Raw genomic sequence first — 19,840 nt, forward strand, 5'->3', positions numbered from 1 at the left:
GGCCTCCTAGTCTTCGCCCCGGCGCTGCACCAGGCGCCAGTTGATGATCGAGAAGAGGACGACGACGAGGAAGATGCCCCAGGCCACGGCGGCGCCGTAACCGAAGTCGTTGTTGTCGAACGTCTGCTGGAAGAAGTAGAGGACCATCGTCCGGCCGGCGTGGTCGGGACCGCCGGAGAACGTGGACTCGTTCGCCGTGGTCTGCAGCAGCACCTGCGGCTCGGCGAAGCTCTGCAGCCCCGTGACCGTCGAGACGACGAGCACGAACAGCAGGGTCGGGCGCAGCAGCGGCAGCGTCACCCGGACGAACGTCTGCACCGGTCCCGCCCCGTCGATCCGGGCCGCCTCGTACAGGTCGCCCGGGATCGTCTGCAGCCCCGCGAGGAAGATGATCGCGTTGTAGCCGGTCCACTGCCAGGTCATCAGCGTCGCGATGGCGACCTTGATGCCCCACGGCGTGTTCAGCCAGGCCACCTGGTCGAGGCCGACGGCCTGCAACAGGGCGTTCATCAGGCCGAAGTTCGTGGAGAACACCGAGCCGAAGATGATCGCGACCGCGACGATCGAGGTGACGTTGGGCAGGAAGTAGGCGAAGCGGTAGACGTTCTTGAAGCGCACCGCGGAGTTGAGCATCACGGCCGTCACCATCGCCAGGACGATCATGGGGATCGTGGCCAGTGCCCAGATGATCAGGGTGTTGCCGATGGAGCTCCAGAAGTCGGTGTCGCCCAGCAGGTAGCGGAACTGCGCCAGGCCCGCCCACTCCATCGAGCCCAGGCCGTCCCAGCGGTGGAAGGACAGGTAGAGCGAGAACCCGACGGGGATCAGGCCGAAGCAGAGGAAGAGGAGGTAGAACGGGGAGATCGCGGCGTACAGCCGCCAGTGGCCGAGGACGCCCTTGCGGCGGTGGACGACCGGCGCCGGGGCCGTGACGGCCGGGGGCTCGTCGAGCGCGGGAACGGTGGCCATCAGTAGGTCACCCCCAGGTGGTCCGCGATACGCCTGCACTTGCTCATGGCGTCCCTCCAGGCCTGCGCCGGATCCTTGCCGAGGACCCCGACGTTCTTGATCTCGTCGCGGACGGGCTGCCCGAGCGCGATGTCGTACGGGCTGTTGTAGGCGACGGGGATCTGCTCGGCCGCCGGGCCGTAGACGTCCATGGTGATCTGGCCGCCGAAGAACGGGTCCGGCTCCCGCAGTTTCCGCATCGCGTAGGAGGCCGGGGTCGACGGGAAGAGGCCCGCGTCGACGAAGCCCTGCGCCTGGTTGTCCGCGTCGAGGATCCAGGTGATGATCTCGAAGGCCCGCTCGGGCTCCCGGCACGCCTTGGTGATCGCCAGGAACGAGCCGCCGACGTTGGACGGGCCGCCCGGGCAGTCGGCCACCCGCCATCTGCCCTTGGTCTTCGGCAGGCCGAGCTTGAGGTCGCCGGCGGCCCAGGAGGCGTTGAGCTGGCTCGGCAGCAGCCCTCGCTCGGCGGCCGAGTTCCAGTCCGGGGTGCCGCTGACGATGTCCGACACGAGCCCGCGCCGCTTGGCCTCGACGGCACGGTCCCAGCAGGTGCGGACGTGCTCGCCGGCCCCGATGAAGTGCCGGTCCCTGTCGACGAACCGGGTGGTGCCCTGCCCGAGCGACATCTCGAAGACACTGCCGACGTCGGTGAGCAGGAACGACCCCGGGACCCGCTTCTTCAGCCGCTCCCCGGCGGCGAAGAACTTCTCCCACGTGTCCAGCTCCCGGGACACGTCGGCCGGCTCGTGGGGCAGTCCCGCCCTGTCGAACACGGCCGGCTGGAAGTAGTGCACGACCGGCCCCACGTCGATGGGGAAACCGACCAGGCTGCCGTCGTCGGCGACGCCCTGCTGCCACTTCCAGTCCAGGTAGCGGCTCTTGAGTTTCCCGGCACCCAGCGTCCGCAGATCCACGAACTGGTCGGCGTTCGGCAGGTAGGACGCCATGTCCTCGCCCTTGAGCCCCGCGATGTCGGGGATGTGGGCGCGGCCGGCCATGGTGGTGATCAGCTTGGACCGGTAGTAGCCGCCGATCTGCTGGGCCTTGAGGTCGACGTCCCGGCCGAACCGGGCCCTGGCCTCCTCGACGACGGTGTCGCTGAGACCGCCGCTCCAGTACCACAGGACCATGTTCCGGCCGGTCGAGCCGGCCGGGACGGCACAGCCGGTCGCCAGGCCGCCCAGTGCCGTGGCGGCCGTACCGGCCAGGCCCGCGCGCAGCAGGCCTCTTCGTGAGAGCCGCACAGCTCCCACCGCCTTTCGGATCTGTTCGTGATGTCGCTTGAGAGGGGCACGTGGGGGGGCGTGGGGGAGGGCAGGTCAGTGCCGGGGTGCCGGCGGGGTGACGGGCGCGTGCCGGACCGGGGGCCCCGGGTCGTCGGGAAGCCGGTCCGCCAGGAAGCCGTACGCCCGCCTCAGTTCCGGGTCCGTGAGCGAGCGCCACCAGCGGTCGACGCCGTACCAGCCCGGGGCGGCGAGCGCCCCGCCGTGGTGGCGGACCGACAGTCCGGCGGCGAGGACCGCGAACCGCAGCCGCTGCTCCAGGGGCCAGCCGCCGAGCGAGGCCGCGACGAAGCTCGCGCCGAAGACGTCCCCCGCGCCGGTGGCGTCCAGGGCGTCGAGGCCGAGGGCCGGGACCTCGGCGTACTCGCCGGTGGTCTGGTCGACGGCGAGCGCGCCGTCCCGGCCGCGGGTGACGACCGCGACCGGCACCAGTTCGGACAGGACGCCGAGCGCGGCCACCGCGCTGTCGGTGCGGGTGTAGGCCGTCGCCTCGGTCTCGTTGGGCAGGAAGGCGTGGCACAGGGCGAGCTGGTCCAGCAGGCCGGCGGACCACTCCTGGGTGGGGTCCCAGCCGACGTCGGCGTAGATGCGGGTGCCGTCCGCCGCGGCCTTGGCGAGCCACCCGCGCGGCTCGGCCTCCAGATGGACCAGGGCGGTGCGCGCCGGGGGCGGGTCGCCCATCAGCACGTCCTGGGAGAACGGCGGCTCCTGGCCGTGGGTGAGCAGGGCCCGGTCGCCGCCGTACGCGACGGAGACGGTGACCGGGGTGGGCCAGCCGTCCGCCGTGCGGGAGAGCGAGAGGTCGACGTGCTCCTGGCCGCCGAGGACGTCCCGGCAGTACGCGCCGTAGAAGTCGTCGCCGAACACCGTGGCCAGCGAGGTGCGCAGGCCGAAGCGGGCGGCGGCGACCGCGAGGTTCGCGATGCCGCCCGGGCCGCAGCCCATGCCGGCCGTCCAGATCTCCTCGCCCGGCGTCGGCGGCTTCCCCATGCCCGTGAGCACGAGGTCGTAGAAGAGCAGCCCGGTCAGCAGCACATCGGGCCGGTCGTCGTCCACGGATGTGTCCTCTCGCTCGGGCTTCGACGGAGATCGTCAAAACTCTTCATTTCTGTGAGCGGAATCGTGCGCTGCTCGACGACATTGGTCAATACCCGAGCAGAAATAAGCATGGCGATGATTGAAGATGACGAGTAATGTGCACGGCGTGCTGGCAGAACGACGACACCAACTCATCCTGCGGGCCCTGCGCTCAGGCGGCCCCGCAGCCGTGACCGACCTCTCCGAACAGCTGGGCGTGAGCCCGGCCACCATCCGGCGTGACCTGGTGAAACTGGAGGAGGACGGCCTGCTGACGCGGGTCCACGGCGGCGCCGTGGTTGAGGACGGCGACCAGCCCTTCGCCGAGGTCGCCGAGGTGCGCGTCGCCGAGAAGGACGCCATAGCGGAACGCGCCGCGGCGATGATCGGCGACGGTCAGTCGGTGCTGCTCGACATCGGCACCACCGCCTACCGCCTGGCCCGGCAGCTGCACGGCCGCCGCCTCACCGTGATCACCAGCAACCTCGTGGTCTACGAGGAACTCGCCGACGACGAGGGCATCGAGCTGGTCCTGCTCGGCGGCATGGTCCGCCGCGAGTACCGCTCCCTGGTCGGCTTCCTCACCGAGGACAACCTGCGCCAGCTGCACGCCGACTGGCTCTTCCTCGGCACCAGCGGCGTGCGGCCCGGCGGCCAGGTCATGGACACCACGGTCGTGGAGGTGCCGGTCAAGCGCGCCATGATCCGGGCCGGTGAGAAGGTCGTGCTGCTCGCCGACGCGGCCAAGTTCCCCGGGCACGGCATGGCGAAGGTCTGCGGCCCGGAGGAGCTGGACGTGGTGGTGACGAACGAGCCGCCGGACCCGGCCACCCGGGCCTCCCTGGAGGAGGCGGGCGTCGAGGTCGTCGTGGTGGGAAGGGTCCCGACGTGAACCCTGTCCCGCCCGCGCCGGAAGGGCCGCCGCACCGGGCCGCCCGGCCCCGCGGCGCACAGCGAGGCCGTATGACCGCCGGGCCGGAGCGGACCCGGAGCGAAGCACAGCGAACGAGGCGGCACGGACCCGGTTCTGCCGGTGCGCCGCGCCCGGCCGACGAAGTCGGAGGAACCCGGTGAGACTGACGATCCTGGGCGGCGGCGGATTCCGCGTGCCGCTGGTGTACGGGGCGCTCCTGAAGGACCGCGCCGAGGGCCGGGTGACCCGTGTCGTCCTGCACGACCTGGACGCCGGACGGCTGTCGGCGGTGACCCGGGTCCTGGCCGAGCAGGCGGCCGGCGTCCCCGACGCGCCCGAGGTGTCCGCCACCACGGACCTGGACGAGGCCCTGCGCGGCACGGACTTCGTGTTCTCCGCGATCCGCGTCGGCGGCCTGGAGGGCCGCGCGAACGACGAGCGCGTGGCCCTGGCCGAGGGCGTCCTCGGCCAGGAGACGGTCGGCGCCGGCGGCATCGCCTACGGCCTGCGCACGGTCCCGGTCGCCGTCGACATCGCCCGGCGGGTGGCCCGGCTCGCGCCCGACGCCTGGGTCATCAACTTCACCAACCCCGCCGGCCTGGTCACCGAGGCCATGTCCCGCCACCTCGGCGAACGCGTCATCGGCATCTGCGACTCCCCGGTCGGCCTCGGCCGCCGCATCGCCCGCGTGCTCGGCGCGAACCCCCAGGAGGCGTGGATCGACTACGTCGGCCTCAACCACCTCGGCTGGGTACGCGGTCTGCGCGTCGCCGGCCGGGACGAGCTGCCGCGCCTGCTCGCCGACCCCGGCCTGCTCGGCTCGTTCGAGGAGGGCAAGCTCTTCGGCGTCGACTGGCTCCAGTCCCTCGGCGCGATCCCCAACGAGTACCTGCACTACTACTACTTCAACCGCGAGGCCGTCCGCGCCTACCAGCAGGCCGAGAAGACCCGCGGCGCCTTCCTGCACGACCAGCAGGCCCGCTTCTACGCCGCGATGCGCAACCCCGGCGCCTCCGCCTGGAAGGTCTGGGACGACACCCGCGCCGAGCGCGAGGCCACCTACATGGCCGAGAACCGCGAGAGCGCGGGCGCCGGCGAACGCGACGAGGACGACCTGTCCGGCGGCTACGAGAAGGTGGCCCTCGCGCTCATGCGGGCCATCGCCCGCAACGAACGCACGACCCTGATCCTCAACGTGCGCAACCGGCACACGTTGTCGGTCCTGGACACCGACGCCGTCATCGAGGTCCCCTGCGTCGTCGACGCGGGCGGCGCCCACCCCGTCGCCGTCGACCCGTTGCCCGGCCACGCCACCGGCCTGGTCTGCGCCGTCAAGGCCGTGGAGCGCGAGGTGCTGGCCGCCGCCGAGTCCGGCTCCCGCGCGACGGCGGTGAAGGCCTTCGCCCTGCACCCGCTCGTCGACTCCGTGGGCGTGGCCCGCCGGCTGGTCGAGGGCTATACCGAGGTCCATCCCGGGCTCGCGTACCTTAGGTGAGCACCGCTCGGTAAGCGCTTTCCCTCCCGCTCCTCCCGCCTCCTGGAGACACGCCCATGCACGACGAAAGCCGCCGGATCGAAGAGCGCGTCCAGCGCCTGCACGACCAGCGCATCAAGACCGCGGTCTACGCGGCCACCGTCCCCTTCCAGGTGGAGGCCTGGCAGGCCCCGGGCGAACCGGTGCCCTTCGAGGAGGCGGCCGCCGCGTCCTACGAGCCGTTCGCCATGGGCACCCCGTGGGGCCCGCCCTGGGGCACCACCTGGTTCCGCATGCGTGGACAGGTGCCCGAGGCCTGGGCCGGACGGCGCGTCGAGGCGGTGATCGACCTCGGCTTCACCGGCGACTGGCCGGGCAACCAGGCCGAGGCCCTGGTCCACCGCACGGACGGCACCCCGCTGAAGGCCGTCAACCCGCTCAACCAGTACGTGGCGATCGCCAACCCCGCGCAGGGCGGCGAGACGGTCGACTACCTCGTCGAGGCCGCCTCCAACCCGGACATCCTCGCCGACAACTTCTCGAAGACCACCCCGCTCGGCGACAAGCTGACCGCGGGCGACCAGCCCCTGTACACCTTCCGCAGCGCCGACCTCGCCGTCCTGGACGAGGAGGTCTGGCACCTCGACCTCGACGTCCAGGTGCTGCGCGAGCTGATGCTGGAGCTCGGCGAGCACGACCCGCGCCGGCACGAGATCGCGCACGCGCTCGACCGGGCGATGGACCTGCTCGACCTGGACGACGTCTCCGGCTCGGCCACCGCCGTGCGCGAGGCGCTGAAGCCGGTGCTGTCCAAGCCCGCGCACGCCAGCGCGCACACCGTCTCCGGCGTCGGCCACGCCCACATCGACTCCGCCTGGCTCTGGCCGATCCGCGAGACCAAGCGCAAGACGTCCCGCACGTTCTCCAACGTCACGTCCCTGGCCGACGAGTACGAGGACTTCGTCTTCGCCTGCTCGCAGGCCCAGCAGTACGAGTGGGTGCGCGACCACTACCCCAAGGTCTGGGCCCGCATCCAGGAGGCGGTGAAGAAGGGCCAGTGGGCGCCGGTCGGCGGCATGTGGGTCGAGTCCGACGGCAACCTGCCCGGCGGCGAGGCCGTCGCCCGCCAGTTCGTGCACGGCAAGCGGTTCTTCATGGACCACTTCGGCATCGAGACCAAGGGCGTCTGGCTGCCGGACTCCTTCGGCTACAACGCGGCCTACCCGCAGATCGCCAAGCTCGCCGGCAACGAGTGGTTCCTCACGCAGAAGATCTCCTGGAACCAGACCAACAGGTTCCCCCACCACACCTTCTGGTGGGAGGGCATCGACGGCACCCGCATCTTCACGCACTTCCCGCCGGTCGACACCTACAACGCCCGCTTCAGCGGCGAGGAGATGTCCCGCGCGGTCCGCAACTACCAGGAGAAGGGCGGCGCCTCCCGCTCCCTGGCCCCCTTCGGCTGGGGCGACGGCGGCGGCGGCCCCACCCGCGAGATCATGGAACGCGCCCGCCGGCTGGCGGACCTGGAGGGCTCAGCCAAGGTCGTCGTCGAACACCCCGACGACTTCTTCGCCAAGGCCCGCGCGGAGTACCCGGACGCGCCCGTCTGGGTCGGCGAGCTCTACCTGGAACTGCACCGCGCCACCTACACCTCCCAGGCCCGCACCAAACAGGGCAACCGCCGCTCCGAGCACCTGCTGCGCGAGGCCGAACTGTGGGCGACCACGGCCGCGCTGCACGCCCCGGACTACGCCTACCCGTACGAGAAGCTGGACCGGCTGTGGAAGACGGTGCTGCTGCACCAGTTCCACGACATCCTGCCCGGCTCCTCCATCGCCTGGGTGCACCGCGAGGCGGAGGCCGAGTACGCGCGCGTGGCCGAGGAACTCCACGCGCTGACCGCCGAGGCGGTGGCCGCGCTCGGCACGGGCGGACCGCGCGTGTTCAACGCCGGCCCGTGCGACCGGGCCGAGGTGATCCGCACCGCCGACGGCACCCCGCTGTACGTGGAGGTGCCGGCGAGCGGCTCCGCGCCCCTCACCCCCGCCGAACCCCCGCACCCCGTGACGGTGGACGGCCGGACCCTCGCCAACGGACTGGTCCGCGTCGAGGTCGCCGAGGACGGCACCCTGGCGTCGGTGTACGACCTGCGCGCCGGCCGCGAGGTGCTGGCCGAGCCGGGCAACCTGCTCCGCCTGCACACCGACCTGCCCAACTACTGGGACGCCTGGGACATCGACAAGCACTACAGGAACCGCTACACCGACCTCCTCGACGCCTCCTCGGTCACCGTCGTCGAACAGGACCCGCTCCTCGCCGCCGTCCGCGTCGAGCGGGACTTCGGCAAGGGGTCGAGGATCACCCAGACGATCACCCTGCGCGCCGGCAGCCCCCGCATCGACATCGAGACGGACATCGACTGGCACGAGACCGAGAAGATCCTCAAGGCGGCCTTCCCGGTCGACATCCGCGCCCCGCACTCCTCCGCCGAGATCCAGTTCGGCCACATCCAGCGCCCCACCCACACCAACACCAGCTGGGAGGCGGCCCGTTTCGAGGTCTCCGGCCACCGCTGGGTGCACATCGGCGAACCCGGCTACGGCGTCGCCGTCATCAACGACTCCACCTACGGCCACGACGTCTCCCGCACGGTCCGCGAGGACGGCGGCACCACCACCACGGTCCGCCTCAGCCTGGTCCGCGCCCCGCGCATCCCGGACCCGGAGGCCGACCAGGGCCGCCACCGCTTCACCTACGCGCTGCTGCCCGGCGCGCGCATCGAGGACGCCGTCGCCGAGGGCTACGCCCTCAACCTCCCGCTGCGCGTGGCCGAAGCGGCGGGCGCCCCGCAGCCGGTGGTGTCCGTCGAGGGCGAGGGCGTCACCGTGGAGGCGGTCAAGCTCGCCGACGACACCTCCGGCGACGTCGTCGTCCGGCTCTACGAGTCGCGCGGCGGCCGCGCCACCGGTGTCCTGCGCACCGGGTTCCCGCTGGCCGGGGCGCAGATCACCGACCTGCTGGAGCGCCCGCTTCAGGACGCGGACCTCACCGGCGGCGCCGTCGCCGTCGCGTTGCGGCCGTTCCAGATCCTGACGCTCCGCCTGCGAAGGGGCTGACCGGCATGGCCATGCAACCGTGGTTCACCGACGCCAAGCTCGGCATCTTCGTCCACTGGGGCGTCTACGCCGTCGACGGCGTCCAGGAGTCCTGGTCGTTCTACGACGACATCGTCCCCTACGACCGGTACATGTCCCAGCTCGACCGGTTCACGGCCGCGCGCTACGACCCGCGCGACTGGGCGAGGCTGTTCGCCCGGGCCGGGGCGAAGTACGCCGTGCTGACCAGCCGCCACCACGACGGAGTCGCCCTGTGGGACACCGCCCACGGCGACCTGAACGTGGGCCGCGACCTGATCGGCGGCTACGCCGACGCCCTGCGCGAGCAGGGCCTCAAGGTCGGTCTCTACTACTCGCACTCCGACTGGAGCCACCCCGACTACGCCTCCACCCGCAAGCCCGGCCGCCCGCCGGAGCTGGAGGACAACCGCTACTCGGAGGTCGCCGCCGAGGACGAGGACCCGGCTGCCTGGGAGCGGTATCTCGCCTACCGCGACGGCCAGATACGCGAGCTCACCGGCCGCTACAAGCCCGACCTGATGTGGTTCGACGGCGAGTGGGACCGCAGCGAGGAGCAGTGGCGCATCCGCGAACTGGCCGCCCTCATCCGCTCGGAGGTGCCGGACGTCGTCTTCAACGCCCGCATGCTCGGCGAGGGCGACTACGCCACCCCCGAACAGGGCGCCCCGGTCGTCCCGCCGGACGGGCCGTGGGAGCTGTGCCTGACGATCAACGACTCCTGGGGCCACCAGCACCACGACCACCACCACAAGTCGGTCGACCAGCTGATCCGCTACTTCACCGAGACCATCGGCGGCGGGGGCAACCTGCTCCTCAGCGTCGGCCCGCGCGAGGACGGCACGATCACGCCCGAGCAGCGGGAGCGGCTGGAGGGCCTCGGCGACTGGATCGCCCGGCACGCCGAGGCCGTGTACGGCACCGAACGGGGGCTGCCGCCCGGCCACCACTACGGCCCGAGCACCCTCTCCCGGGACCGCCGCACCCTCTACCTCACGCTGTTCGACGCCCCGCGCGCGGCGCTCAACGTCCGCGGCCTGCTCAGCGGGGTGCGCCGCGTCTCGGTCCTGGGCAGCGGCACGGAACTCGCCCACGAGGTCACCGGCGGTCTCCACGAGACCCCCGGCGTCCTCTGGATCCAGCCGCCCGCCGCGGCCGACCTCGACCCGCACGCCACCGTGCTGGCCGTCGAACTGGAAGGAGAACTGGAGCTGTACCGGGGCGCGGGCCGCTTCTGACCCCACCCCGGACGCAGGGCGGGCCGCCGGCCGCTACGTGGGCAGACCCGAGGGGCGCGGGACGCTCGCGGCGAGGTCCTGAAGGGGCGGCGTCCCGGCGGCGTCGGCGGCGCCGACCGGTCCCGCCGGGGCTGGCACCGCCGGAAGCGGCTCGGACGCCTCCGGGCGCCGCTGCGGCAGCGACACCGGCCGCAGCGGACGCGGCCCCGACACCACCGTGTAGTCCTGGCCCAGGAACGGCGGCACCACCTCGCCCGGGTCCTCGCCGAGCGCCAGCTGCACCGCCGCCCACGGGGCGTTGACCCCGCACAGGGACAGCTGGTGCAGGCCGCCGGCCGGGCGGGTGTTGACGTCCATCAGGACCGGCCGGTCGCCGAACATCCGGAACTGGATGTTGGACAGGTGGTGCAGCCCGAAGCCCTCGGCGATCCGGCGGGCCGGGTCCAGCCACTGCTCGTGCAGGGTGAAGCCGCGCCGGCGGCCGTTCTTGGTGCGGCCGACGGCCATGCGGACGCGGTTGTCCGGTCCGGTCAGGCAGTCCACCGACACCTCCGGCTGCTCCAGCCGCGGCATCACCAGCCAGTCGACCGGCTCCTCGGCCCGCCGCAGCGCCTCCAGCACCAGGTCGAGCGGCACGCAGGGGCTCGGGAACCCGTTCAGGTGCGCCATCGAGAAGGGGGAGCGGGTGATCACACGGAAGCCCACCCCGCCGGCCCCGGACGCCGGCTTGAAGCACGCCTTGTGCCCGGCGGCCTCCAACTCCTCGACAGCCGCGAGGAGTTCGGCGTCGGAACGGACCCGCCACCACGGCGGCACCGGCACGCCGATGGCCTGGACCGCCTCATAGGCGACCACCTTGTCCTGGAACACGGCCACCGCCTCGGGCGGCGGCGCCAGCACCGCCGTGCCGGCCGCCTCGAACTCGGCGCGGTGCGCCACGATCGCCGACTGGTGCAGCCGGGGCACGAACACGTCGATCCCGCGCCGCGCGCACTGGTCCAGCGCGTACTCGACATAGCCGGCCGGGGACAGGCCCTCGGGTTCCAGCTCGGCGGTGTCGGCGGCGGCCAGCACGGGAGAGTCGGGGTCACCGTGGGTGGCGTGGATCTCGACCGCCCGGTCGCTGGGATTTCTCCGCAGCTGATCCATGAAGAACACGTTCTCCGCGTACGTGCGGTTGAGCCAGACGCGTACGCGAGAGACCATGCAGGCCGCCTTTCACGGTTCGCGGGCAGGGCGCAGCGGCCCGTGCCCGGGCAGGAGGAAGGGAGGGACACCAAACCGCCCCTGCGAAAGGGAAGTTCGAAGCGGTGGTGTTGGGGCAGATCATACGGCTTCGGCGGGCCGTTCCGTGCAACGCGCGTGTTACGGAATCCGCGCCACCGCCCCCGGGCCGGCCTTGTCCCCGGCGCGTGGATGTGATCTCGTGGGGGTGGCGTGCGGGGAGCGCGGAGGGGGCGAGAGGTGACGTCGACGGCCGGGGGAGCCGGACAGCTGCTGGCCATCAGCGATCTGCACATCGGCTACCCGGAGAACCGCGCCCTCGTGGAGGAGATGCGGCCCGGGTCGGACGACGACTGGCTGCTCGTCGCCGGTGACGTCGCGGAGACCGTGGCCGACATCCGCTGGACGCTCAAGACGCTCGCGGCCCGCTTCCGCAAGGTCGTCTGGGTGCCCGGGAACCACGAGCTGTGGACCCATCCGAGCGACTCCGTCACCCTGCGCGGCGTCGCCCGTTACGAGTACCTGGTCGAGCTGTGCCGGGAACTGGGCGTGACCACCCCGGAGGACCCCTACCCGGTCTGGCGGGGCCCCGGCGGTCCGGTGGCGATCGCCCCGCTGTTCCTGCTGTACGACTACTCGTTCCTGCCGGACGGGTGCGCCACCAAGGAGCAGGGCCTGGAGTACGCCCACGGCACCGGGATCGTCTGCACCGACGAGTACCTGCTGCACCCCGATCCCTACCCGAGCCGGGAGGCCTGGTGCCGGGCCCGGGTCACGGAGACCGCGCGCAGGCTCGCCGAGCTGCCCGGCGACCTGCCGGTGATCCCCGTCAACCACTACCCGCTGCACCGGCATCCGATGGACGTCCTGTGGCACCCCGAGTTCGCCATGTGGTGCGGCACGGCCCTGACGGCCGACTGGCACCGCAGATTCCCGGTCCACACCATGGTCTACGGCCATCTGCACATCCCCCGGACCACGTTCCACGACGGCGTGCGCTTCGAGGAGGTCTCGGTGGGCTATCCACGCGAGTGGCGTAAGCGGCCCGGGCCGCCGGGGCGGCTGCGGCGCATCCTGCCGGGGGAGGGCGAGGAGCGGTGATCGAGGAACTGCTGCCCGAGACCGTGGTGACGGTCGAGGCGTACGGCCATGACGGCCCGGACACCCCGCTGTACCCCGAGGAGGCGGCGCTCGTGGCGCGGGCGGTGCCCAAGCGGCAGCGGGAGTTCGCCGTGGTCCGCTCCTGCGCCCGGCGCGCCCTGGAGAAGCTCGGCGTGCCGCCGCAGCCGATCCTGCCCGGCGAGCGCGGCGCCCCGGGCTGGCCGGAAGGCGTGGTCGGCAGCATGACCCACAGCGACGGCTACTGCGCCGCCTCCCTGGTCCGCGCCGGCGACCTGGCCTCGCTCGGCATCGACGCGGAGACCGACGCGCCGCTGCCCGAGGGGGTCCTGGCGGCCGTCGCCCTGCCGGCCGAGGAGGAACGGCTGCGGCGGCTCGCGGCGCAGCACCCCGGCGTCCACTGGGACCGGCTGCTGTTCAGCGCGAAGGAGTCCGTCTACAAGGCGTGGTTCCCGCTCACGGGGAAGTGGCTGGACTTCATGGAGGCCGACATCGAGATCACCGCGGACGGCGGCTTCACCGCCCGCCTCCTCGTCCCCGGACCACTGGTCGGCGGCCACCGCCTCGACCGCTTCGACGGCCGCTGGACCGCGGGCCGGGGGCTGGTCGCGACGGCGATCGGCGTGCCGCATCCCTGAGCCGCGGGCCCGCCGCCTCATCGGGTTCTCCAAGCCCGCTCACCACCCCCGCACGGCGCCCTGACCCCGCCTGCGGCCGCCAGGAGGCCGGGCCCCGGTCCCGGGCCAGGCCCCCTGCCCGCCGGTCCACTCGGCCGGTCACCGCGCCGGCCACCGCGTCGGCCACTGCGCCGGTCACCGCGCCGGCCGGCGGCCCCGGCCTGTCACCTCAGGGCCCAGGCTCCGGGCACCAGCTCTCCAGCAGACGGAAGAACGCCTCCTCGTTGCCCGTCAGGCCCGCCTGCCGCAGGGCCTGTTCCGCGTCGGCCAGGACGGCGGGCGGGACGACCGGAGGGCCCGTCTCCCGGTCGAAGGCGGCGCGGACGGTGTGCAGCAGCCGCAGATAGGCCTGGACGGCGGTGCGCTCGCGGTCGGTCAGTACGGCGGTGGGCATCGGTCGGCTCTCCCCGTGTCGGCGTCGTCGCTCCCCGCGCCTCGCGGCGCGCGCGCCCCGCACAGCCGGGGGCGCAACTCCAGCTTGCCGTCCACCACTGACAATCCCGCCCCGCCGCCCGCCGGTTCGCCCGCTCGGCGCACAGGCGCGGGTCAGCTCTGCGGCCCCCGGTAGCCGAGAGAGGCCTCGATCCGCCCCGCCAGATGGTCCCGCTGCGCCGGCCCCCGTGCCGCCGAACCCGACAGCCACGTACGGCACTTGCTGGCGAGCAGCAGGCCGAAGCTCTCGGCCTCCTTCTCGTCGTCGAGATCGAAGCGCGTGCGCGCGGCCACCTTCAGCACCGTCGCCTGGAGGTCGGCGCGCTCGTCGAGCAGCCGGGCCGCGACGGCCGCCCCCTCGACGTGGTGGGAGCAGTGCCCGGCCTTCATGTGCCACAGCTCGTGGCCCAGGATCACCAACTGGTGGTCGGGCGCCGTGCGTTCCTCGATCACGACGAGGTCCTGCTCGGCCATGTCGAGCCAGAGCCCGCTGGCGGTCCCGGGCGGGAAGGCGGCCGTACGGAAGTGGACGGGACGGCCCCGGCGTCTGCTCATCGCGTCGCACAACGCGGCGTACAGCTCGTCGGGCCGTGCCGGCGCGGGGAGGGTCAGCTCCGCGACCAGCTCGCCGCACAGGCGGCGCATTTCCCTACCGATGCCCACAGTTCTCCCCACGGTCACGACTCGGGCCGCTTGACGCTCTCCAGGAGCATGTCCAGCCACTCCGCGACCTTGTCGCGGTGCTGGTCGGTGGGCAGCTGTGCGGCCCGCCAGGCGATGCCGCGCACGCCGTGGTCCTGCAGCAGCCGCTCCAGCGGGTCGTCCGCCGCCGCTGCCGCCTCCCGCTCCCGGTCGGCGAGCTTCTGCAGCAGCTCCTGCTCGGTGTGCTGGAGGGCACTGACCAGCGCCTCGGGATCCTCGGCCGTGAGGAATCCGGCGTGCACCCGGAAGAACCGCTGGAGGGCGTCGCAGTGCTCCATGGTCGGCCGGCGGTCCCCGTTGATCAGGGCGCCGGCCTGCTGCCGGGACATGCCCGCGCCGTCGGCGATCTCCTGCTGGGTGTACTTGCGGCCGTTGGGCTTCAGACGGGTCCGGCGCAACAGGTCGAGACGCTGCAGGAAACGGGCCTGCACATCGGGCTCACCGGCGGGCCGGCCACTGAGCAGGGCCTTGACCACCGGCTCCGGGACCCCGGAGGCGACGGACAGCCGCCCGGTGTCGAAGACCTCGGCGTGCGGCACGCCGAGCCGGTCGGCGAGCGCGGTGACACGGGAGACGACGGCCGGTAGCACGGCCGTACGCGTGGCGCCCGGACCCTCGACGAAGCCACCCGTCACCGACGATTCTCCTACGTCTCTCACAGGCTTCTCACAAGCGGATGCCGTGACTTACCCGGCGTGAACTTCCCGGAGCGTAGCCGGTGCCTCGAACTCACATCCAGGTCTCGCCACAACTGTGGCCAATTTCAGCCGTCAACAGGCATGAAATGCCACGATAGTTGACACGCCTCAACCCTGGGCACCAGGATCGGGGCGCCGCGTCAAGGCCGCACAGGCAAGAGGGGTGACCTCCCGATGGCATTTCAGGCAGGAGGGCAGCGGCCGGCACCGCGGCCCGTCCCCGAGAATCCAGAGGCCCAGGCCTACCTGGACGACTGCGCCGGGCTTCTGGAAGCCGTCTCCTTCCCCTCGCTCGTCGTCGACCACTGCTGGGACGTCGTTCTCACCAACAGCGCCTTCCGGTCACTTTTCGGCGGGGTCGGCCCGCACCCCACGGCCATGCCGGACGGCAACTTCCTGCGGTTCGTGCTCTTCCACCCCGACGCGCCCACGGTGCTCGGCGAGCACGAGGCGAGCTGGTGCCTGCCGATGCTCGCGCACTTCGCGCGCACGGCGGAGAGCCACGGCCCCGACCACGGCCTGCAGGCCATCCGCCGCGAGATCGCCCAGGACCCGATCATGGAGGCCGCCTACCGGCACGGCCTGCCGCACTGGATCCGCGCGGTCGGCGAGGAGGCCGTCGAGCTCGACGGTGCCGTACGGCCGGTGCTGCATCCGGACCCGCGCTGGGGCGCCACCGACTGCCGGATCGTCGCCGAGACCTCCCGGACGCTGGAGGAACTGGGCTGCACCCGGCTCACGTTCGTCCTGCGCGAGGCCCGCCGCGCCCCGTCCCGGGACCGCAGGGCGCGCCGCACCGCCTCCCACCTGAGGGTCGTCCCGACGGCCGGCTGACCGCTCCCGCGCTGCCCGCACGTCCCGGGCTGCTCTCTTCCCGGATGCTGTGGTGTGTGACATAGTACTGGCGTGAGCAAGCCGCTGACCTGCGATGTCGTGGTGATCGGCGCCGGAGTGGTCGGCGCCGCCTGCGCTCTGTACGCGGCCCGGGCCGGCCTCGGCACCGTCGTGGTGGACCGGGGCCCGGTGGCCGGCGGGACGACCGGCGCGGGGGAGGGCAACCTCCTCGTCTCCGACAAGGAACCCGGGCCCGAGCTCGACCTGGCCCTGCTCTCCGCCCGCCTGTGGGCCGAACTGGCCGCGGAGGGGCTGGGCGAGGCCGTCGAGTACGAGGCCAAGGGCGGAGTCGTCGTCGCCGGCACGGACGCGGCCCGGGCCGGGCTGGAGCAACTCGCCGCCGGGCAGCGGGCGGCCGGGGTCGAGGCGGAGACCGTGCCCGCCGACCGGCTCACCGACCTGGAGCCGTATCTGGCCCCCGGCCTGGCCGGCGGCGTGCACTACCCGCAGGACGCCCAGGTGATGCCCGCCCTCGCGGCGGCGCACCTGCTGCGCGCCTCGGGCGCCCGGCAGTGCACCGGCCGGGAGGTGACCGGGGTGCTGCGCGGCCCGGGAGGCGCGGTGCGCGGGGTGCGCACCGACCGGGGCGACCTGCACGCCCCGGCGGTCGTCAACGCGGCCGGCACCTGGGGCGGCGAGGTCGCGGCCCGGGCCGGCGTGTCGCTGCCGGTGCTGCCCCGGCGTGGCTTCGTCCTGGTCACCGAACCGCTGCCGCCCCGCGTCCGGCACAAGGTCTACGCCGCCGACTACGTGGCCGACGTGGCGAGCGACGCGACGCGGCTGCAGACCTCCCCGGTGGTGGAGGGAACCCCCGCCGGGCCGGTCCTCATCGGCGCCAGCCGCGAACGGGTCGGCTTCGACCGCTCGGTCTCGCTCCCGGCCCTGCGCGCGCTCGCGGCCGGCGCGACCCGGCTCTTCCCCTTCCTCGCCGGAGTGCGGGCCATGCGCACGTACGCCGGATTCCGGCCCTACCTGCCGGACCACCTGCCCGCGATCGGCCCCGACCCCCGGGCGCCCGGGCTGTTCCACGCCTGCGGCCACGAGGGCGCGGGCATCGGGCTGGCCACCGGCACCGGGCAGCTGATCGCCGCGCTGCTGACCGGGCGGACGCCCGCCCTGGACCCGGGGCCGTTCCGGCCCGACCGCTTCCCCGAGGAGGCCGTGTGAATCCCCTGGAACTCGCGGGGGCGCGCCCCGGGCCCGCCTTCACGGTCACCTTCGACGGACGGCCGGTCGAGGCGCTGCCGGGGCAGACGGTCGCCGCGGTGCTGTGGGCGGCGGGCGTCACCTCCTGGCGCGCCACACGCGGCGAGGGCCGGCCGCGCGGCGTGTTCTGCGGCATCGGCGTCTGCTTCGACTGCCTGGTCACCGTCAACGACCGCCCCAACCAGCGGGCGTGTGTGGTGCCGGCCCGGCCGGGCGACGCGATCACCACGCAGGACGGCACGGGACACGAGGGGGCGAGCGGTGGGCACTGAACCGGACGTGACCGGCTCCGGCCGTACGGACGGCCTCCCGCCCGCCCGGCCGACCTGCGGCCGGGCCCGGCTGATGCGGCCCGCCCGGGCCGGAGCCGACGACGTCGAGGCCGAGTTCACACCGGCGCCGGACGACCCCGGCACCGGCGGCCCGCTCGCGGCGGCGCAGGCGCGGCCAGGTCGCCCCGCCACCGGCCGACGGCACGGAAGGGGTGGCTCATGCGTGCCGAGTTCGTCGTGATCGGGGCCGGGCCCGCCGGGCTCGCCGCCGCGCTCGCCGCCTCCGCACGCGGCGTGCGGGTCGTGCTCGTCGACGCGGCGCCCACGCCGGGCGGTCAGTTCTACCGGCAGCCCGCCGCCGGGCTCGGGGCCGGACGGCCCGAGGCGCTGCACCACCGGTGGCGGACCTGGCAGCGGCTGCGGGACGGACTCGCCGCCGGTTCCGTGCGCACGCTGACGGACCACCACGTGTGGTGCGTGGAGCGCACGCCGGACGGTTTCACCGTGCACGCGCTGACCGGGCCCGGCCAGGAGGAGCCGGCCGAAGTGCGCGCCCCGGCCGTGCTCCTGGCCACCGGCGGCTACGAGACGGTGCTGCCCTTCCCCGGCTGGACGCTCCCGGGCGTGGTCACCGCCGGGGGAGCGCAGGCCATGCTCAAGGGCAGCCTCGTGGTGCCGGGGCGCCGGGCCGTCGTCGCCGGGTCGGGGCCGCTGCTGCTGCCCGTGGCGACCGGCCTCGCGGCCGCCGGGGTCGAGGTCGCCGCACTGGTGGAGTCCAGCGCACCCGAACGCCTCGCCCGCCACGGCCGGGCCCTGGCCGGGAAGCTCCCCGAGGGCGCCGGGTACGCCGCCCGGCTCCTGCGCCACCGCGTGCCCGTCCTGCCCCGCCACACCGTCGTCCGCGCCCACGGCGACGAGCGGGTCACCGGGGTGACGGTCGCCGCCCTCGGCACCGACGGCCGCCTCCGGCCCGGCACCGAGCGGCACCTGCCGTGTGACACCCTCGCCGTCGGCCACGGCATGCTCCCGCACACCGACCTCGCGGAGAGCCTCGGCTGCCGCCTCGACGGACTCGCCGTGGCCGTCGACGACGAGCAGCGCACCGACGTGCCCGGCGTCTGGGCGGCCGGGGAGGCCACCGGCGTCGGCGGCGCCGCCCTCGCCCTCGCCGAGGGACACATCGCCGGCCGCTCCGCCGCAGCACGCCTGCGCGGCACCGCCCCCGACCCGGCCCCCGCCGCGCTGAAGGCCCGTAGGCGGCTCGGCAGATCCGCCGCCGCCCTCGACTCCGCCTGCGCGCCGCCCGCTCACTGGGCCGAACAGCTCACCGACGACACCGTGGTCTGCCGCTGCGAGGAGGTCACCGCCGGGGCCGTGCGCGCCGCCCTGGACCTCGGGGCGGGCGACGAACGGACGGTGAAGCTGCTCACCCGGGCCGGGATGGGCTGGTGCCAGGGCCGGATGTGCTCCACCGCGGTCGCCGGCCTCGCCGGATGCCCGCCCACCCCGGCCCGGCGGCCGTTCGCCCGCCCCGTACCGCTCGGCGTCCTCGCCCGGCACGATCCCCAGGAGGGACTGTCATGACCGACCACCGCCCCTGGCGCGGCGTCCTCGTCGCCACCGCGCTTCCGCTGCACGACGACCTGTCCGTGGACTACGACCGGTACGCCGAACACTGCGCCTGGCTGGTGGAGAGCGGCTGCGACGGCGTCGTGCCGAACGGCTCCCTCGGCGAGTACCAGGTGCTCACCCCCGAGGAGCGGGCCCGGGTCGTCGAGACGGCGGTCGCCGCGATCGGCGGGGAGCGCGTCATGCCCGGCGTCGCCGCCTACGGCTCCGCGGAGGCCCGGCGCTGGGCCGAGCAGGCCGCCGAGGCCGGCTGCCGGTCCGTGATGCTGCTGCCGCCCAACGCCTACCGCGCCGACGAGCGCGCCGTCCTCGCCCACTACGCCGAGGTGGCGAAGGCGGGCCTGCCGGTCGTCGCGTACAACAACCCGATCGACACCAAGGTCGACCTCGTGCCGGAACTGCTCGCCCGGCTGCACGGCGAGGGCCTCGTGCAGGCGGTCAAGGAGTTCTCCGGCGACGTCCGCCGGGCCTACCGGATCGCCGAACTCGCCCCGGAGCTGGACCTGTTGATCGGCGCGGACGACGTCCTGCTGGAGCTGGCCGTGGCCGGCGCCAAGGGCTGGGTGGCGGGGTATCCGAACGCCCTGCCCCGGGCCTCGGCCGAGCTGTACCGCGCGGCCGTCGGCGGCGACCTCGACACCGCGCTGCCCCTGTACCGGCAGCTCCACCCGCTGCTGCGCTGGGACTCGCGGGTGGAGTTCGTCCAGGCCATCAAGCTGTCCATGGACCTCGTCGGCCGTCACGGCGGCCCGTGCCGCCCGCCCCGGGTGCCCCTGCTGCCCGAGCAGGAGGCCGCCGTCCGGGCCGCCACCGAGAAGGCCGTCGCCGCCGGACTCTCCTAGCGAAGGACCGAT

The 19,840-nt window shown here is 73.5% G+C and carries 19 protein-coding genes; 12 read left to right on the forward strand and 7 right to left on the reverse strand.

Features of this window, described 5'->3' with window-relative positions; translation table 11 throughout:
• Positions 1–6 precede the first annotated feature (6 nt).
• The 3 genes from CHR28_RS12880 to CHR28_RS12890 all read right to left on the reverse strand — a co-directional run bounded on the left by CHR28_RS12880 (position 7) and on the right by CHR28_RS12890 (position 3,350).
• Complete coding sequence (locus tag CHR28_RS12880; RefSeq protein WP_094053716.1) at positions 7–969, reverse strand: carbohydrate ABC transporter permease; 963 nt, start codon at positions 967–969, stop codon at positions 7–9.
• A complete protein-coding gene (locus CHR28_RS12885) occupies positions 969–2,255 on the reverse strand; it encodes an ABC transporter substrate-binding protein (RefSeq protein ID WP_094053717.1) in 1,287 nt (428 codons plus the stop codon). Before CHR28_RS12885 ends, CHR28_RS12880 begins: the two co-directional genes overlap by 1 nt.
• Positions 2,256–2,330: 75 nt before the next feature.
• Positions 2,331–3,350 carry a carbohydrate kinase family protein gene (locus CHR28_RS12890; RefSeq protein ID WP_094053718.1) on the reverse strand — a complete coding sequence of 340 codons (1,020 nt, stop codon included), beginning with the start codon at positions 3,348–3,350 and terminating at the stop codon, positions 2,331–2,333.
• Positions 3,351–3,498: 148 nt separating this feature from the next.
• Here CHR28_RS12890 and CHR28_RS12895 point away from each other — a divergent pair, with 148 nt between their 5' ends.
• The 4 genes from CHR28_RS12895 (at position 3,499) to CHR28_RS12910 (ending at position 10,133) form a co-directional block, all read left to right on the forward strand.
• Entirely contained in the window at positions 3,499–4,263 is a 765-nt protein-coding gene (locus CHR28_RS12895; RefSeq protein WP_094053802.1) for a DeoR/GlpR family DNA-binding transcription regulator, read from the forward strand.
• 178 nt (positions 4,264–4,441) lie between these two features.
• Positions 4,442–5,779 carry a 6-phospho-beta-glucosidase gene (locus tag CHR28_RS12900; RefSeq protein ID WP_094053719.1) on the forward strand — a complete coding sequence of 446 codons (1,338 nt, stop codon included), beginning with the start codon at positions 4,442–4,444 and terminating at the stop codon, positions 5,777–5,779.
• Positions 5,780–5,835: 56 nt separating this feature from the next.
• A complete protein-coding gene (locus tag CHR28_RS12905) occupies positions 5,836–8,877 on the forward strand; it encodes an alpha-mannosidase (protein ID WP_094053720.1) in 3,042 nt (1,013 codons plus the stop codon).
• Between the two features lie 5 nt (positions 8,878–8,882).
• Positions 8,883–10,133: an alpha-L-fucosidase gene (locus tag CHR28_RS12910; protein ID WP_094053721.1), complete on the forward strand. Its 1,251-nt coding sequence runs from the start codon at positions 8,883–8,885 to the stop codon at positions 10,131–10,133.
• 33 nt (positions 10,134–10,166) lie between these two features.
• Here CHR28_RS12910 and CHR28_RS12915 read toward each other — a convergent pair whose 3' ends face one another.
• Positions 10,167–11,339, reverse strand: a complete 1,173-nt coding sequence (locus tag CHR28_RS12915) for an ATP-grasp domain-containing protein (RefSeq protein WP_094053722.1) — start codon at positions 11,337–11,339, stop codon at positions 10,167–10,169.
• A 258-nt stretch (positions 11,340–11,597) separates the two neighbouring features.
• Here CHR28_RS12915 and CHR28_RS12920 point away from each other — a divergent pair, with 258 nt between their 5' ends.
• Together CHR28_RS12920 and CHR28_RS12925 are read left to right on the forward strand one after the other, a co-directional pair.
• Positions 11,598–12,458, forward strand: a complete 861-nt coding sequence (locus tag CHR28_RS12920; RefSeq protein ID WP_094053723.1) for a metallophosphoesterase family protein — start codon at positions 11,598–11,600, stop codon at positions 12,456–12,458.
• Positions 12,455–13,114: a 4'-phosphopantetheinyl transferase family protein gene (locus CHR28_RS12925; RefSeq protein ID WP_094053724.1), complete on the forward strand. Its 660-nt coding sequence runs from the start codon at positions 12,455–12,457 to the stop codon at positions 13,112–13,114. The genes CHR28_RS12920 and CHR28_RS12925 overlap by 4 nt, the downstream gene beginning before the upstream one ends.
• Before the next feature lie 208 nt (positions 13,115–13,322).
• On the opposite strand, the gene CHR28_RS12930 is transcribed toward CHR28_RS12925, so the two are convergent.
• From CHR28_RS12930 to CHR28_RS12940, 3 genes are all read right to left on the reverse strand, one after another.
• Entirely contained in the window at positions 13,323–13,547 is a 225-nt protein-coding gene (locus tag CHR28_RS12930) for a hypothetical protein (protein WP_094053725.1), read from the reverse strand.
• A 152-nt stretch (positions 13,548–13,699) separates the two neighbouring features.
• Complete coding sequence (locus CHR28_RS12935; RefSeq protein ID WP_094053726.1) at positions 13,700–14,230, reverse strand: toxin-antitoxin system, toxin component; 531 nt, start codon at positions 14,228–14,230, stop codon at positions 13,700–13,702.
• Positions 14,231–14,262: 32 nt separating this feature from the next.
• The gene (locus tag CHR28_RS12940) at positions 14,263–14,922 is read right to left on the reverse strand and encodes a helix-turn-helix domain-containing protein (RefSeq protein WP_094053727.1); all 660 of its coding nucleotides are present in this window, start codon (positions 14,920–14,922) and stop codon (positions 14,263–14,265) included.
• A 237-nt stretch (positions 14,923–15,159) separates the two neighbouring features.
• Between CHR28_RS12940 and CHR28_RS12945 the strand changes: the two genes are divergently transcribed.
• From CHR28_RS12945 to CHR28_RS12965, 6 genes are all read left to right on the forward strand, one after another.
• Positions 15,160–15,819, forward strand: a complete 660-nt coding sequence (locus tag CHR28_RS12945) for an MmyB family transcriptional regulator (protein WP_179272412.1) — start codon at positions 15,160–15,162, stop codon at positions 15,817–15,819.
• Between the two features lie 72 nt (positions 15,820–15,891).
• Positions 15,892–17,046, forward strand: a complete 1,155-nt coding sequence (locus tag CHR28_RS12950; protein ID WP_094053729.1) for an NAD(P)/FAD-dependent oxidoreductase — start codon at positions 15,892–15,894, stop codon at positions 17,044–17,046.
• Complete coding sequence (locus tag CHR28_RS12955; RefSeq protein WP_094053730.1) at positions 17,043–17,357, forward strand: (2Fe-2S)-binding protein; 315 nt, start codon at positions 17,043–17,045, stop codon at positions 17,355–17,357. Before CHR28_RS12950 ends, CHR28_RS12955 begins: the two co-directional genes overlap by 4 nt.
• Positions 17,347–17,598 carry a hypothetical protein gene (locus CHR28_RS37480; protein ID WP_143655835.1) on the forward strand — a complete coding sequence of 84 codons (252 nt, stop codon included), beginning with the start codon at positions 17,347–17,349 and terminating at the stop codon, positions 17,596–17,598. Before CHR28_RS12955 ends, CHR28_RS37480 begins: the two co-directional genes overlap by 11 nt.
• Positions 17,577–18,941: an FAD/NAD(P)-dependent oxidoreductase gene (locus CHR28_RS12960; protein WP_094053731.1), complete on the forward strand. Its 1,365-nt coding sequence runs from the start codon at positions 17,577–17,579 to the stop codon at positions 18,939–18,941. Before CHR28_RS37480 ends, CHR28_RS12960 begins: the two co-directional genes overlap by 22 nt.
• Positions 18,938–19,828, forward strand: coding sequence for a dihydrodipicolinate synthase family protein (locus CHR28_RS12965; protein WP_094053732.1), 891 nt, complete (start codon positions 18,938–18,940; stop codon positions 19,826–19,828). Before CHR28_RS12960 ends, CHR28_RS12965 begins: the two co-directional genes overlap by 4 nt.
• Positions 19,829–19,840: the final 12 nt, after the last annotated feature.

This window comes from Streptomyces sp. XY006 (assembly GCF_002237655.1).
GTDB lineage: Bacteria > Actinomycetota > Actinomycetes > Streptomycetales > Streptomycetaceae > Streptomyces > Streptomyces levis.